The 15,958-nt window shown below is 64.9% G+C and carries 7 protein-coding genes; 3 read left to right on the top strand and 4 right to left on the bottom strand.

All coding sequences use genetic code 11. The features are described 5' to 3' along the window. Positions 1-48: 48 nt before the first annotated feature. The gene (locus tag UB31_RS36890; protein ID WP_044999756.1) at positions 49-1,485 is read right to left on the bottom strand and encodes a lipopolysaccharide biosynthesis protein; all 1,437 of its coding nucleotides are present in this window, start codon (positions 1,483-1,485) and stop codon (positions 49-51) included. Between the two features lie 275 nt (positions 1,486-1,760). On the opposite strand from UB31_RS36890, the gene UB31_RS36895 reads away from it, so the two are divergent. Continuing rightward, positions 1,761-2,858 carry a glycosyltransferase gene (locus UB31_RS36895; RefSeq protein ID WP_044999757.1) on the top strand — a complete coding sequence of 366 codons (1,098 nt, stop codon included), beginning with the start codon at positions 1,761-1,763 and terminating at the stop codon, positions 2,856-2,858. Between the two features lie 78 nt (positions 2,859-2,936). Then, positions 2,937-4,004 (top strand): endo-1,4-beta-xylanase, encoded by a 1,068-nt coding sequence (locus UB31_RS36900; protein ID WP_045014443.1) that lies wholly within the window; start codon positions 2,937-2,939, stop codon positions 4,002-4,004. A gap of 16 nt (positions 4,005-4,020) precedes the next feature. Here the strand turns inward: UB31_RS36900 and UB31_RS36905 are convergent, their stop codons facing one another. The 3 genes from UB31_RS36905 to UB31_RS36915 form a co-directional block, all read right to left on the bottom strand. Continuing rightward, positions 4,021-4,971: a DUF6492 family protein gene (locus UB31_RS36905; RefSeq protein WP_045014400.1), complete on the bottom strand. Its 951-nt coding sequence runs from the start codon at positions 4,969-4,971 to the stop codon at positions 4,021-4,023. A gap of 93 nt (positions 4,972-5,064) precedes the next feature. Then, positions 5,065-5,859, bottom strand: coding sequence for a protein-L-isoaspartate O-methyltransferase family protein (locus UB31_RS36910; RefSeq protein ID WP_045014401.1), 795 nt, complete (start codon positions 5,857-5,859; stop codon positions 5,065-5,067). Further along, the gene (locus tag UB31_RS36915; protein WP_045014402.1) at positions 5,856-9,320 is read right to left on the bottom strand and encodes an ATP-binding protein; all 3,465 of its coding nucleotides are present in this window, start codon (positions 9,318-9,320) and stop codon (positions 5,856-5,858) included. Before UB31_RS36915 ends, UB31_RS36910 begins: the two co-directional genes overlap by 4 nt. 135 nt (positions 9,321-9,455) lie before the next feature. Here UB31_RS36915 and UB31_RS36920 point away from each other — a divergent pair, with 135 nt between their 5' ends. Further along, positions 9,456-15,896: a non-ribosomal peptide synthetase gene (locus tag UB31_RS36920; protein WP_045014403.1), complete on the top strand. Its 6,441-nt coding sequence runs from the start codon at positions 9,456-9,458 to the stop codon at positions 15,894-15,896. Positions 15,897-15,958: the final 62 nt, after the last annotated feature.

Below are 15,958 nucleotides of genomic sequence, written 5' to 3' on the forward strand. Positions count from 1 at the left end.
TCTCGGCAAATGTTCAGCGTGGGGCATTCGGTAGGGCGGAAACCGCCCCTAAACGCCCAGCGCCTTGCGGTTGAACGTCCGTAGGAAGCGCAGCGACAGCGTCCGCACGTTCGCAACATTCAGCAGCCACGCTGCGGCGGCGTAAGCAAGGCCGCCCGCAACACTCACGACGATCAACGACACGAGGGCGGTGCCGCCGACCGCCGAGCGTGCAATGAGGATCGCGGCCGCCATCGCTGCGGCCGACACGCCGACGCCGGCAAGCCGGTTGAAATCGAACGGCACCGGATGGGCGCGATGCATCAGAACGACGGCGACGACGAAGCCAATCGCCTCGGTCGCAAGCGTCGCGAGCGCCGCACCGTAGAGGCCGTAGCCTGCCACCAGCGCGAACATCAATGCCACGCTCACGACCAGGATGAGGAACGATTGCGCCGCCAGCATGAAGGGGCGCTCGGCGAGCTGAAAACTGATCTGCACATAGAACTGGTTGGCGATCCCGAAGAAGCGGGCGAGCACCAAAATCGGCAGCAGCGCCGACACGCCGGCGCGGAAATCGATGCCGACGAGCGTGCCGGCGACCTGGTCCGCCGCGAGCGCAAGCCAAACGGCAACTGGCGCCACGACGACGAGCAACAGTTCGAAGCTCTCGGATAGACGCTCGCGGGTCGCATCCGCGCTCTTCTCCGACAGCGATCGGAACACGAGCGGCACGGTCGCCGCGGCGACGCTCGAGGCGATCATCACCATGAACTGGCGCGGCAGATCCGCGGCGACGCCAAAGATGCCGGCGGCGTCCTTGCCGAGCAGCCAGGCGACGATGAGACGATCGCAGGTAGAGTACAGCGCGACCGAAAGACCGGCCAGCGTCAGCGGCAGGCCATAGCGCGCCAGTTGCATGAACTGGCTGCGCTGGAAGCGCGCGATCTTCGTGCGATCGCCGACGAGATTCAGGATGATACCGCTCAGCGAGCCCAGGCCGAACGCCGCGAGCAAGCCCATTCCGCCCCAGCCGAGCCAGATCCCGAGCAGGCCAAAGCCGACGCTCGCCAGGCTCCGCACGATCGAGATTGTGGCGAACCGGTAGGGGCGTAGCTTGGCGCGTTCGAACTCCTGTCCGACATCGACCGCATTCGACATGATCGCGACGAACATGCTGGCGAGCAGCAATTCAATGCTGACGTCGCTGCGAAACAGGAAGACCAGTGGCGTTGCAGCGCACATGGCGGCGACCGTCAGCGCGAAGGCGGCCATCGCCGTGCCGCGAAAATCCACCTCCGCCGACATCGCCTGATAGCGCGACACCGACAGCTTGATCCAGGCAAAGAAGATCGCGCCCAAAATGCCGGCAATGCTGATGCCGACGACATAGACGCCATACTCAGCCGGGGTCAGCAGCCGCGTGTAGGCGGTGACCGCGAAGAAGCCCACCGCCGCAGGCAGGATGTAGGCGACCAGGTAGATCGAGAAATGGCGATTCAGCATGCGTGCACGGGACCGGCGGCCTTGCGATCGAGTGGCCGTTAATCAGTTGGACCTTGGCGTGACTATCGGAGGCTTGGCGATCGGACTGCGCCGCAGCATCCCCCAAGATAGTCACATAAGTCTGCAAATCGGCCCCCGAATGGGGCAGGCCCACCGGTTTCGCGCGTTAGCGTTAAATTTGCCCTTTCCTTGAACCTGAAGGCGCGATCACCGAAAAGAAACCATGATTTCAAGACTGGCGCCGGCCGTCTGTTTAATGCCTGGACGTAACTGACATGGACGTTGCCGAACGTATACGGACGACGTCGCCTGCGAGCGACCTTTCGGGCGACGCCGGCCGGCTCGCCACGCTGTCGCCTGCCGGTTCCAGGCACGGACGCGAGCGCATGGTCCTCAATCTCTTCTTCGAGGAGAGAGACGACCGCTGGTTTCCCGGCGACCGGCATGTGAGGCCGTGGCTCAGGCGTCTGCTCTACGGCAAGGCCCGGATGAGCGGCCAGCATCGCGTCTTTCTCAATCTGTGCGCCGGCCTCGACCGGCTTGGGATCCGCTACCGGGTCAACGACTACGGCCACATCCAAAAGCATCCGGAAGAGCTCGCCTGCATTATCGGCCGCCCTTTCGTGCTCGATTGGATTACGTGGAAGAATCCGATCCTGCTCGGTGTCGCAGCGTTCAATCACCCGATCGACGCCCCGGATCTGTTCCAGCGCCTTCCGGTCAAGACCGTTCTGGTTCCGAGCACCTGGTATGCGGACATGTGCAGGCCGGGATGGCCCAAAATCGAGGTCTGGCCGATCGGCATCGACACGGATGCGTGGAGGCCGTCATCGCCCGAGCAGAAAACCACCGACGTGCTGCTGTACGACAAGGTGCAATGGCAGCGCGAGCGCCATTCGGTCGAACTGGTCGCGCAAATCCGCTCACATCTTGCGGTGAACGGGCATTCGGTCGAGGAACTCCGCTATGGCAGCTACGAGGAAAGCGATTACCGGCGCGCGCTTTCGCGCTGCCGCGCCATGATCTTTCTTTGCCAGCATGAAAGCCAGGGCATCGCCTATCAGGAGGCGCTCGCCAGCGGCGTTCCTGTCTTCGCCTGGGACGGCGGCGGCGCCTGGCAGGATCCGGATTATTTCCCCCACAGAGTGACGTTCGAGGGCGTGTCCTCGGTGCCCTATTTCGACGCGCGCTGCGGCATGAAGTTCATCGACGCCGACAGCTTCAAGTCCAGCTGGAGCGCATTCTGGGAGCGCGCCGCAGCAGACGGCTTCTCGCCTCGCGATTACGTGATGGACAATCTCGCACTCGAGCAGCAGGCGCTGCGATATTACGAGATCGCCGAAAGCCTCGTGCAGCAGCGGCCGAACAGTTAACCCAATCGCTGGAAACCCCGGCGTCGCAAGGCACCGCTTGGTACGATGGCGCGTTGGTTCCGGAAGGACTACGGCCACGTGATCAAGCTCGACAGACGCGAATTTCTTCTCGGCAGCGCCGCGACGCTTGCGGCGGGCGCATCGGCGTCCGCGGTCCCTGCGGCAAAGCTTGCCCAGCGCCGCCAAGGCTTTGGCGCTGCGGCCACGCTGTGGGACCTGCAAGCCGATCCGCGGCTCGGCGAAGCCATCAGCACCTATTGCACGCAGGTCGTACCGGTGCTCGAGCTGAAATGGCCGATGCTGCGGCCGGATGCGCACACTTTTGCTTTCGAGCGCGCCGATGCGATCTTTGATTTCGCTCAGCAGAACGATCTAACCATGCGCGGCCACGCGCTCGCCTGGTATCACGACATTCCGGACTGGACCAAGCAGATCAAGGAAACGAAGGGCATCGAACGCGCCTTCGTCGACCACATCTCGACGGTGGTCTCCTACTACAAGGACAAGCTGACGTCGTGGGACGTCGTCAACGAACCGATCCCGGACAATCCCCGCAGTCCGAAAGACAGGCGAGACTCGTTCTGGTCGCAAAATCTCGGCGATCGCTGGATTCCGCTGGCTTTCCGCACGGCCGCCGCAGCCGATCCTTACGTCAAGCTCGCGATCAACGAATACGACATCGAGTCGGCCAAGGACTCCTTCATTGCCAAGCGCGCAGCCTACCGCAACCTCATCATGGATCTGCTCGACCAGGGTGTTCCGCTTCACGCCGTGGGTCTTCAGTCGCACCTGCACGCGGAGCTCGAGATCGACACGCACGGGCTGGCGGAATTTGTCACCGAACTGCGGTCGTGGGGCCTGGAAGTTTACGTCACCGAGCTCGATGTCGACGACCAGAAGCTGACGGGTAATCCGGCGGAGCGCGACGCCATCGTCGCCAAGCGCGTCGACGATCTCCTGACGGCGATCTCGACCAGCGGCCCGGTGCGCTCGATCCTGACCTGGGGCCTCTCGGACCGCTATAGCTGGATCAACGGCACCTTCGCCCGCAAGGACAAGCAGCCGAACCGTCCTCTGCCGCTCGACGGCGAGTTCAAGCCAAAGCCGTTCATGGACGTCCTGACCAAGTTCACGAAAGACGTGTAAGCGCGCCGTCCAGGATCTAACGCGTCTTGGGCGCCTCGAATGCAGCCGCATCTCCCATGTGATCGGGAGACAGGCTCGGGCCGCGCCGGTCGCGCGAGCTCAGCCGGAACACGTCGCGAATGTCGTCGGTCGAGGTCGACGAATAGGACTGGATGCAGAGCGCGACCTGCTCGGACGAAGCGGTGCTCATCAGCGCTTCGATGGCTGGGCGATCGAGGCGCGTGTCCTCCCAGTGCGAGACAGCAATGCTGTCTTCAGTGATCCGATGTCTCGCCAAATGTTCCGATGAGTTCGCGACGAAGTTTCCGTAAAGCAGATACTCGGAGAATTTTTTCTTCCGGCACAATGCCAGAGCCCAGCTTAAGCCCGTCGCCGACTTGATGGCGTCAGTCATCGCGCGCGCGGTGTCCTTGTCCCAGACCAGCGCGTTTCCGACATAGTCGTCTGCCGGGAACGAGCGCTCCTTGATACCGAGAAGCTGATCGACGGTGCGGAGCCATAGGCCATGCAACGGGTGGTCGGCGTCGATCGCCTTGCGTGTCACAAACAGCGGCGTCTTCTCGGCGCCGGCATATTGGCTGACGTCGAACTCACGGAAGAACAGATTGTCCGAATCCAGGATGCAGACCCGCTGCTCCGGCGCGTTGAGGACGCCGGCGATCTTCAGGATCTGCTGAATGTGCCAGCCATGCACCGGCGAGGACAACAGCGACAGCCAGACCCGGCGATTGCTGATAAACTGAAGCGCCGGCGGCAGCGCCCAGAGCCATTTCGGCAGATAGCGCGAAGCCGGAACGATGACGCGCTTGTCGGAAGCAAACCGCTCGAACAGCGGCAAATCCTCATCGTTAACGAGAACATAATGCCGCGTGTATCCCGTCAACCAGGTGTCGATGCTCTCGCTGAGCAGCGAAAAGCGCTCGATATCCTTGGCATAGCTGGCAGTCAGCAGTGCAACGGAATGCATAATGCGTGCTCAAATGGCGACCGAACCGCAGTCATAGCCCCGCCGGGAGACGCTGGGAACTCACAATCCGAATCAAGGTAAAGCGAAACAGGGTTACAAGTCCGACGGCAGCCCCCGCTCAATGCCGCGAAACCGCAACGGCGCCAATGCGGAGGCCCGCTGCCACCAGTCGGCGACGCGGTCGTCGAGAGCGGTCGTGCCGCGGCCCTGGCCGGGAAAGATCCGGATCTGCTGGACCGCCTCGGCCTCGAAGCCCTTGCCCTTGCGCGTAATCTTGATGACCGCGCCTTCGCGGTCCCGCTGGGTCAACGGCACCAAAAGACGGCCGCGCGGGCGGAGCGACTGAAGCCAGTGCGGATGCGGATGCGAGAAACCGGCATGCACGATGATCACGTCGGCCGGTTCGCGGACCTCCGCACATCCGTCGCCGTTGATGACCTCGACATTGCGATAGGCGCGAAGGTAGTTCGCAGCGCGCGCCGCGAGCCGCTCGTCGCATTCGACCGCGAGCACCCTGCCCTTTGGGCCGACGATCTTCGACAGCACCGCCGAGAAATAGCCGAGCCCGCAACCGATCTGGACCACGCGCTGCTTCGGCTTGACGTCGAGCACGTCGATGAAATGCGCCCACAGGCTCGGCAGCCCGGTGTCGAGCTTGCGGCGCGCATCGATCGCGACCAGCACATTGTCGTAGAGATGAACGGGATCGGCGTCCGGCGTCAGCCGATAGCTGCGCGCCGCCTCGCTCTTGATGCGCCAGGGCCCCTTCGCCAGAAAATCTTCGCGCGGAACTGCCGCGAGGGCTGCGAGCAGCTGGGGCGAGGAAATCCGTTCCCGCTTCGCGATCAGCTCGACATAGCGCGCACGCGCGGCGGCAAGATCGCTCATTTCACCGGATCGGCCTGCTTACGAACGGGCGTGTCCCCACCGAGCTCGTGCACGAGCTGCATGGCCTGCTTCAGGTCCGGCGTGAGGAATCCTTCGTTGAACTTACCGACGATCGGCACGAGCAGGAGGCTCGCATGCTCGCGCTTGCCGGCTTCGTGCGACAGGCGTGCGAGGCTGACGGCGGTGCGAAGCTCCCATGACAACGCCCCCTGCTTGCGCGCCGTCTCCAGCGACAGGCCAAACAGATCCTCGGCCTCCTGCACCGAGGCCGGATTGCCGTCCGACAGCGTGATCTCGCCTTGCAGGCGATAGACTTCGGCGAGGTAGGAGTGATCGCCGGTCCGTCTTGCGGTCGCCAGCGCACCGTCCAGCGCGCGCAACGCGGCGTCGCGCATGCCGACCTTGGCATAGGCCTCCGCGAGCAGGCAGCGGAACCAGCAGCCGGCGAGCCACGAATCCATCGCCTCATATTCGTCGAGGCCGAAGCGCATCTGGCTGATGCCCTCATCGGCCTCGCCGAGCTGGGCCAGCGCCCAGCCGCGCAGGATCGCGGCTTGTTGCTTCCAGTGCAGGAAATTGTGCTCGGTGGCGATGATCATGGCGCGGTTGGCGTGGTCGCGCGTACCTTCGATGTCGCGCAAATGCTGGCAAAGATAGGCGCCAAACACCAGCGCGAAGGCGAGCGAGAAAGGATGGCGAATCTTCTCCGCAAGCAGGATTGCCTGCTCGCTGTGCTGGCGCGCTGCGTCGGGCCGGCCGAGGAACCACAGCAGATAGCCGAGATAGGACAGCGAGACCACGCCGGGATCGGTACCGTGCCGCTCCATCAGGTCCGAGTGCAGATCGGGGCTGTAGAGATTGATGCAGCGGTGCAGATGATGCTGTGAAGCAGCAAAGCGCCCGCGATAGAGCATGGTCATCGCGATCGAGCGGTGAGCCTCGATCAGATAGCCGGTCTGCTGCGCCGGCTGGGTCCGCTCGTTCAGCCGCTCACGCTTGGCGAACTTCAACAGCTCGACACTGAGATCGTGCGCACGGGTGAGATCAGCACGGATGAAATGGCACACCCAGAGCCCGCGTGTGGCGGCAAAAGCCTTTTCGTCGTCGTCGAGCTGCTGGCCGAGCTCGAGCGCGCGGATATAGTTCTCCTCGACCTCCTGCACCGCATAGCCCTTGGCGGCGATCAGCGCGTTGCCGAGCGCGATGCGCAGCTCGAGCTCGATCTCGTCGGCGCCCTGCATGCGCGCATTGGCCTGCACGACGCTCAAGCCCCGGCGCAGATGGCCGATCGCCTCCAGATTGGCGCCGCTCTTGGCCGCCTGCTTGCCGGCCTTGAGCCAGAAGCTCGCCGCGCCCTCGCTCTGGCCGGACTCGGTCAGATGATGGGCGAGGAGCTCCGGCTCGCGTTCGGTCTTCTCCGGATACATCTCGGAGAGCACCTGGGCGATGCGGGCATGCAGCTTGCGCCGCTCGCTGTGCAACAGGCTCGCATGCGCAGCGTTCTGGATCATCACATGCTTGAAGGAGTAGAGCGCGTCCGGCGGATGGCCGCGGCGCATGATCAGTCCCGCCTCCTCCAGGTGATTGAGCGCCGCTTCGATCTGCTCCGGAGGCGTGTTGGCGACCGCGTGCAGGGTCTCATAGGAGAACTCGCGGCCGATGGTGGCGCCGATCTGCGCGATCCGCTTGAACGGCCCCATGCGGTCCAGACGCGCCATCAGCGAGTCCGTCAGCGTCGCCGGGATGGCGAGCTGCCGCCACGGGCCCGACAGCACGTAGCGCCCGTGCCGCTCGGTCAACAGGTTGGATTCGAGAACCGTCTTGGTCAGCTCCTCCAGGAACAGCGGCACGCCATCGGTCTTGACGATGATCTCCTCGACGACCTCCTTGGGAAGCTCGCGTCCTGCGACGCGCTCGACCAGCGTCGCGCGCAACTGCCGGCTCAGCCGGTTCAGCACCAGGGTCGTGATGTGCGAATGCGCGTTCCAGCTCGGCTGGAATTCCGAGCGCGCAGTGATGACGACAAGGATCGGCCGGTTCTGCACCCGGTCGACGAGGAGGTCGATCACCTCGCGGGAGGTGGGGTCGATCCAGTGCAGATCCTCGAAGGCGATCACCAAGGGCTGGTCTCGCGCGAGCCCCAGGAAATGGTTGACCAACGCCGCGACGGTTGCGTCCTTCTGCTGCTGCGGCGACAGATCGAGCGGCGGATAGCGATCTCCGGCCGGGATTGACAGAAGCGCAGCAAACAGCGGCGTGACCTGCTCGATGTCGCCATGGGCGGCGGCGATCGCGGTCTCCAGGGTCCCCAGCGACATCGCGGAGGCATCCTCGCGGTCGAGGCCGAGAGAAAATTTAAGTTGCTCGACGAAGGGATAGAACGCCGTGGACGTATAATAGGGCGAGCACTGGAATGAGACCTGCCCGTGCCGGTCGCCCGCAATCCGCTCGAAGATTTCCTGGATGATGCGCGACTTGCCGATGCCGGGCTCGCCAAACTTGACCACGACCTGGCCGGCGCCCTCCTTGACCTGCTGCCAGCGCCCCATCAGGAGCGCGATTTCCTCCTCGCGATTGACGAGCGGGGTCAGCCGCGTCCCCATGGCGGCCGCGAAACGGGTCTCGACCCGCGAGGCGCGCACGACGTGCCAGGCCTGGGCCTTTTCCGTGATGCCCTTCAGCGCATGGGCGCCGAGATTGCGGTAGTCGAACTTCCCCTTCAGCAACGATTGCGTCGAGGCGGAGATCACGACGCCGTTGGGTGGCGCCAGCGCCTGCAGGCGCGCAGCGAGATTGACGGTTTCGCCGACCGCGGAGTCGCGTTCTTCGGTGCCCTGGCCGACGAGGTCGCCGACCACGACGAGACCGGTCGCGATCCCGATGCGGACGGCAGGCGCGTGGCTGAGCGCACCGCGCGGCTCGATCGCGCGTGCGGTCGATAGCACACGCACGATCTCGAGCCCGGCGCGCACCGAGCGCTCGGCGTCGTCCTCATGCGCGGTCGGATAACCGAAATAGACCAGAATGCCGTCACCGACGAAGCGGGCGGCAAAGCCTTCATAATGCTTGACCACGCGGACGCAGGTCTCGCGGAAGCTCGCGATCATGTCGCGCACGTCTTCCGGGTCGAACTGGGCCGAGAGCGAGGTCGAGTCCACCATGTCGCAGAACATGGTGGTGAGCTGACGCCGCTCGGCGCCGACCTCCGTCCGGGCTTGCGGGCGCACCGCTGCGACCGGCGCTTCCGCTGTTTCAGCCTGAAACAACGCCGCCATCGCCCGTTGGAGCCGCTTGCGATCGCCGAGCGGCAGTCCAAGCTCAGCCAGGTCAGCCTCGGTCAGGTCCCCCATGACGTCGAGATCGAGGCGGTGCTGCGCGAACAGATCGGTGTAGTGGCCAAGACCAACGCCTTCGAGCCAGCGCTTCAACCCGCCTTCCGTCTCCGGCTCTTTCTCCAGCATGGTGATTCCGCTCGACTATCACTCCGTCGAAGGGCTTAAGGCCCCTCAACCACAGATTTTGGGGCTCAAACTTCACCTCGGACTGGACGCGTTCCCTAAGTTCTTGGAAGAATAGCTCAATCGAACCAAAAAGGAATGGAATTGTCGGACGTTACACACGGAGCGGGAGAGGTCTCGGCCAGCTTGAGCGCCGAAACGAAGGTCTTTGCGCATGTCGGCGGTCTTCTCGACTACTACGCGCGAAGGACACCGACGGCGCCCGCCCTCCTCGCCCCCGGCCGGCCGCCCCTGAGTTATGGCGCGCTCGGCGCCAGGACCGAGCATCTGGTCCGCACGCTGCGCGGGCTCGGAATTGCACCTGCCGACCGGATTGCCGTTGCGCTGCCGCGCGGGGCCGACAGCGCGCTGGCGCTGATCGCGGTGGCGACGGCCTGTGCCTGTATCCCCGTCAACCCCGACCTGACGGCGGACGAGCTGCAACGCCATTTCAGCGAATTGAAGCTGACGGCGCTCGTCACCCGGGCCGACATGAACTCAGCGAGCCGCGACGTCGCCAAGGCGCTGGATATCGCGGTGATCGACTTCATGCCGGGGCCTGAGACCAATCTCGGCGGCTGCGAATTCATCGGCCCGACGGTCGGTCCGGCCTGTGCAAGCGGCGCTGCGCGCGGCGACGACGACGCGTTCATCCTGCTGACGTCAGGCACGGCGGCGCGGCCGAAAATGGTGACGTTGACGCATCGCAACGTGTGCCTGTCCGCCACCAATGCCGGGCGTGTGCTGTCGCTCACGTCGCACGATCGTCTCCTTAATGTCCTGCCGCTGTTTCATGCCCATGGGCTGATCTCCGGCCTGCTGACGGCGCTGGCCGCAGGTTCGAGCGTCATCTGCACCAACGGTTTCGACGCATCGTCCTTCTTTGGCTGGATGCGGACGCTGCAACCGACCTGGTACACGGCCGTGCCAACCATTCATCGCGCGCTACTGACGGCGGCGGAAGCGGACCCGGACCGCGCCAGATCGTCGTCGTTGCGCGTGATCCGCTCGGCTTCGGCCTCGCTTGCGCCTGCCATCCTCAACGGGCTGGAGGCAACGTTCGGCGTTCCCGTGCTCGAGACCTACGGCATGACGGAGGCGGCCTCGCAGATCGCGGCCAATCCGTTCGAGCTGCGCAAGATCGGATCGGTCGGATGCGCCGCTGGTCCCGAGATCGCGATCATGGACGAGGTCGGCCGCGGGCTTGCAAGCGGCGCGCATGGCGAGATCGTGCTGCGCGGGCCGAACATGAGCCGCGGCTACTATAATGACGAGGCGGCAACGCAGACCGCATTCCGCGACGGCTGGTTCCGGACCGGCGATCTCGGCTATCTCGACGCCGACGGTTATCTCTTCATCGTCGGCCGCATCAAGGACGTCATCAACCGCGGCGGGCAGAAGGTCTCGCCGCTGGAGGTGGAAGAGATCCTGCTGAGCCATCCGGCGGTGCTGGAAGCCGGAGTCTTTGCCGTCCCGCACCCCAAGCTTGGCGAGAACGTCGCCGCCGTCGTGGTGCTGCGGGCGAATTCCGAGGCGAGCTCGGACCAGTTGCGCCAGTTCGCGCGCAAACGACTCGCCGCCTACAAGGTGCCGAGCCTGATCCGCAGCGTAGCGGCGCTGCCGAAAGGCGCCAGCGGGAAGGTCAAGCGCAACGCATTGGCCGAGCTGATTTCGGCCGCAAATGATAGTGACGAAACACACCTGCCCCAAACTGCGCTGGAGACCCAGATCGCGGACATCTGGGCCAATCTGCTGGAGCTGCCGCAGGTCGGCGTCGATCAGGACGTCTTTGCGCTCGGTGCCGACTCGCTCGCGGCAACGCAAATGCGTTCACGGCTCCGCGAGCGCTTCAACGTCGACTTCTCGTTCGAGGACATTTTTGACTGCGCCACGGTGTCGGCGCTTGCGGCCCGGCTGGAAACCGCCGCGGCCCATCGTGGGGCGATGCTGCCGGCCTGGGGCCGGACCGCGACCGATGAGGGAGATGCGCCGCTGTCGTTCCAGCAGCAGCGGATGTATGTGCTCTCGCGGCTCGATCCGACGCGTTACAATTATAATGTGGTCGAGGTCGCGCTGCTCAAGGGCCCGATCGACCTCTCCGCGCTTCAGGCAAGCCTCGCCGCAATCTGCGAGCGCCACGAGGCGCTGCGCTCGGTCTTCATCGAAAGCCAGGGCGAGCCGCTGCAGCGGGTACTTCAGTCTCCGCCGCTCGAGCGGATCAAGCTCAAGCCTTGCCCCGCGGACAAGCAGGCCACGGTCGTCAGGCGCGAGGCGCTCAAGCTTGCGCAATATCCGTTTGATCTTGCCAGCGAACCGCCGCTGAAGGTCACGTTGCTCTCGTTCGACAAGTCGAGCCACGCGCTGGTGGTCAATGTCCACCATCTCGTCACCGACGGATGGTCACAGCGGCTGTTCTGGGAGGAACTCGCCGCCGAATATTCCGCCGCGCGCAAGGCGAGCGCGCCAGCGCCGCCCTCGCACACCTTCCAATACCGCGATTTTGCGCGCTGGCAGCAGAGCTGGGCGCAAACGCCGGCGGCGAAAGAGCAGTTCGATTATTGGCGGACGCAACTCGACGGCGTCACCACGCTGCCGCTGCGAACCGACCGGCCGAGGCCCGAAGTCTGGAGCGGCCAGGGCGCCCGTCACTATCTCGAATTCTCGAAGGCCTTGTCCGCCGATCTGAGGGCGCTGAGCCAGGATCAGGGCGTCACACCCTTCATGACGCTGCTCGCGGTGTTCCAGTGTCTCCTGTTCCGCCACACCTCGCATGAGGACGTGGCGACGGGATCGCTGATCGCCAACCGCAACCAGATCGAAAGCGAGCGCCTGATCGGGCTGTTTGCCAATACCCTGATCCTGCGCAACGATTTCGGCGGCGACCCGACCTTCGACGAGCTGCTGCGGCGGGTGCGCCAGGTCACGCTCGATGCCTATCGCAACCAGGACCTTCCGATCGAGGAAGTCCTGCGCGCGTTGCAGATCGCGCGAAGGACGGATGGCAATCCGCTGTTCCGGATCATGTTCATCCTCCAGAACGCATCGATCGAGGTCGCGCGCTTCCCAGGCCTATCGACGCGCCGGCTGGAGGTCGACCCAAAAGTCGCACGCTTCGACATCACGCTCGAGCTGGTCGAGGCCGAAGGCCGTTTCACCGGCTTCTTCGAATACGCCACCGATTTGTTCGACGCGGTGACGATCGAGGACATGGCGGCGCAGTTCGAGACCCTGCTCAAGGCGGTCATCGCAAATCCGGAGCAGCACATCTCGCGCCTGCCGCTCCTGACGGAGGCGGAACGCCGGCGATTGCTGACGAAAGGCACGCCTGCCAATTTCACGACACGCGGCAATCTCTGCGAACGCTTCGACCGGCAGGCGAAGAAGACGCCGAATGCCGTGGCGATATCCGATGGCCATGTATCCGTGAGCTATCGCGAGCTGGCACGCCATAGCCAGGCCATCGCGCGCTGGCTGGCGCGCGAAGGCGTCGGTGCAGAGACGGTGGTCGCGCTGCTTGCAGACCGCGGGCCCGATTTGCTTGCCGCAATGATCGCGGTGCAGCGCGTGGGCGCCGCGTTCCTGAACCTCGATCCCGAGCAGCCGCCGTCGCGGCTCACGACTATCCTCGGATCGAGCTGCACTCGCGTGCTGCTGACGGGGCGTGCGCAGTCCGCCATGGTCGAAGCGCTGCTCGAGCCGCTGGTCGAGCGCATCCTGGTGGCCGAGCTCGAAGATGCGATCGCGCTCGGATCGACCAAGCCGGCCCGCGCGGCCCGGCGCGCGGCCTCAAGTCTTGCCTATCTCATCTATACGTCCGGCTCCTCCGGCGCGCCGAAGGGCGTCATGATCGAGCAGCGCGGGTTGTCGAACCATCTGGCGTCGCTGATTTCAGAGCTCGGCCTGTCGGCCAGGGACGTGATCGCCCAGACCGCGCCCCAGAGTTTTGTGATCTCGGTCTGGCAGTTCCTGGCCGGTCCGATGGCCGGCGCACGCGTCCATGTCTGCGGCAATGCGGTGGTGCAGGACCCGATCCTGCTTGCACGCGAGATCGAGCGCGAGGGCATCACGGTGCTCGAGATTGTCCCGTCGCTGCTCCGCGTGATCCTGGAACGCCTCGACGAGGCGCCGATGCTGCGCGCCTTCTCCAAGCTGCGGGTCCTGATCTCGACCGGCGAGCCGCTGCCGGTCGACCTCTGCCGTGCCTGGTTCGCCCGCTGCCCGAAGGTGCCGCTGATCAACGCCTATGGCGCCTCGGAATGCTCCGACGACGTCTCCCTGCATCGGCTGACCAAGGCGCCAGCCGCGACGACAATCAATGTCCCGGTCGGCACGGCGCTGCCCAACACCCAGCTCTACGTGCTCGATCCAAATCTGGAGCCGCAGCCGGTCGGCGTGGTCGGCGAGCTCTGCATCGGCGGCGCCGGCGTCGGCCGCGGCTATATCAACGATCCCGCGCAGAGCCGGCAGCGCTTCATCGCCGATCCGTTCGCGCGCCAGGCAGGTCACCGGCTGTACCGGACCGGCGACCTCGCCCGCCGCCGCGCCGATGGGACGATCGAATGCCTCGGCCGCGCCGACCACCAGGTCAAGGTCCGCGGCTACCGCATCGAGCTGAAGGAGATCGAGAACGCGCTCGCCGACCACGAGAGCGTGCGCGCAGGCATCGTCGAGCCGCGTCGCGACAGCAATGGCGATGTCAGGTTGATCGCCCATGTCATTGCCAAAGCCGGCAGCCAGACCAGCGCCAGCGCGCTGCGCGACTTCCTCAAAAGCCGGTTGCCAAGCCATGCAATCCCGTCCGCATTCCTGTTCCTGGATCAGGTTCCGCTCAATGCCCATGGCAAGGTCGATCGCTCCGCACTGCTGGCACCCGCGCAACAGGAAACCGCGGGGACCGAGGCGGCCGTGCCGGCACGCCGCTTCACCGAAAAGGTGCTGTCCGACATCTGGATCGACCTGCTGAAGGTCGAGAGTCTCGGTATGACCGACAATTTCTTCGACCTCGGCGGCCATTCGCTGCTGGCGGGCCAGGCGATGGCGCGCGTGGCCCGCGCGCTCGGGGTCTCACTGCCGATCAAGACCATCTTCGAAGCGCCAACGGTCGAGGAGCTTGCCCGGCGGGTCGATGAAGCTGTGGTAGCGCAACCGCGCAAGCCTCCGACAAGCGTGCCGCGGCTGGCCGACAGCGGACCTCCCACGCTCTCGATCGCGCAGGACCAGATGATGCGGATCGAGGCGAACCTGCCGGATCTGCCGCTGTTCAACCTGCCCTTCGCCTTCCACCTCGATGGCCCGATCGATCCACGCAAGCTGGCGCAGGCCATCGACGACATCGTGCGCCGCCACGAATCGTTGCGGACGGCGTTCGGCTGGAGCGGCAAGGAGCCGGTCAGCCGCATCGTCGCGCCCGCTACGCTCGGCCCGGTCCTGACCGTCGAGACCATTGGCGATGGGCAGAACCACAACAACAAGCGGCGCAAGGCCCTCGAGCGCAGGAAGATCGAGCTCCTGATCGAGCAAGAGTCCTATATGCCGGTCGACGCCACAAGGGCACCGCTGCTGCGGGCGCGGCTGCTGCGGCTTCACGCCGAGGATCACATCCTGCTGCTGACACTGCATCACGCCATTGCCGATGGCTGGTCGATCGGCGTGCTGTTCGAGGAATTGTCCAACCGTTATGCCGCGCTGGCCGGACACCCGTCCGTCCCCTTGCCAAAAATGCCGCTCGCCTTCTCGGACGTTGCGCGCTGGCAGCGCTGGTGGTGCGGCACTGATTCGGCCCGGCGGCAGGCCGCCGAGTGGACGGACGCCTTACGCGGTGCGGTCCCCGTGTTCGACGGCGAATCAAGCCCGGGCGCGTCCACCGGTCACCATCCGCTCAGCCTGGAGCGCGAGCTGGTCGCCCGGCTCACGGCCTTTGCGCGTCAACACAATGCCACGCTGTTCATGTGTCTCCTCACTGGCCTGAAAGCCCTGCTGCTGGCGCGGACCGGACGGACGGACATTTCGGTCGCCACCGCCATGGCCAATCGCAGCCAGCCGGACACCGACCGGATCGTCGGCCCGTTCGAGAACACGGTGATCGTCCGCAGCCGAATCACGCCGGAGCTGTCGTTCGCGCAGGCCCTGGGTCGGGTGCGCCAGGGCGTGCTCGACGCGCATGCGCGGCAGGAGCTGCCGTTCAACATCCTGGCCGACCATCTCGAGCGAGAGGGAATTGATCCGTCCTCGCTGCTCCAGGTCTATTTCACCCTGCAAAATCCGCTGCGCCAGCCGCTCGATTTGCCAGATGTCACGGTACGATCGACAGGAAACGTCGCGCGCGAGGGCCAGCCGGTGCTGCCGATCGACCAAACCTGGCTATCCCTGATGCTGAAGGAGCGTCCGACCGGCATCACCGGTTCCTGCAATTACAAGGGCGACTTGCTCGACGGCGGCATGGTCGGCGCCTGGATTGAGGATCTCGTCGCACTGCTGGCGGCGGCCATCGCCCAACCCAATACGCCGCTCGGCCGGCTGCTCGATCGGAGAGCGGCATGACCGGCCGTCGGTCCGTGCCGAACACAGGTTCACTCGCCAAAGCTGTGAATGATCAAGTTGCA

The organism is Bradyrhizobium sp. LTSP849, from assembly GCF_000938255.1.
GTDB lineage: Bacteria > Pseudomonadota > Alphaproteobacteria > Rhizobiales > Xanthobacteraceae > Bradyrhizobium.

What these genes read in the sequence shown, in the direction of transcription:
- UB31_RS36890 (WP_044999756.1), bottom strand. Translation starts at nt 1,485, where the DNA reads ATGCTGAATCGCCATTTCTCGATCTACCTGGTCGCCTACATCCTGCCT.
- UB31_RS36895 (WP_044999757.1), top strand. Translation starts at nt 1,761, where the DNA reads ATGGACGTTGCCGAACGTATACGGACGACGTCGCCTGCGAGCGACCTT.
- UB31_RS36905 (WP_045014400.1), bottom strand. Translation starts at nt 4,971, where the DNA reads ATGCATTCCGTTGCACTGCTGACTGCCAGCTATGCCAAGGATATCGAG.
- UB31_RS36910 (WP_045014401.1), bottom strand. Translation starts at nt 5,859, where the DNA reads ATGAGCGATCTTGCCGCCGCGCGTGCGCGCTATGTCGAGCTGATCGCG.
- UB31_RS36915 (WP_045014402.1), bottom strand. Translation starts at nt 9,320, where the DNA reads ATGCTGGAGAAAGAGCCGGAGACGGAAGGCGGGTTGAAGCGCTGGCTC.
- UB31_RS36920 (WP_045014403.1), top strand. Translation starts at nt 9,456, where the DNA reads ATGGAATTGTCGGACGTTACACACGGAGCGGGAGAGGTCTCGGCCAGC.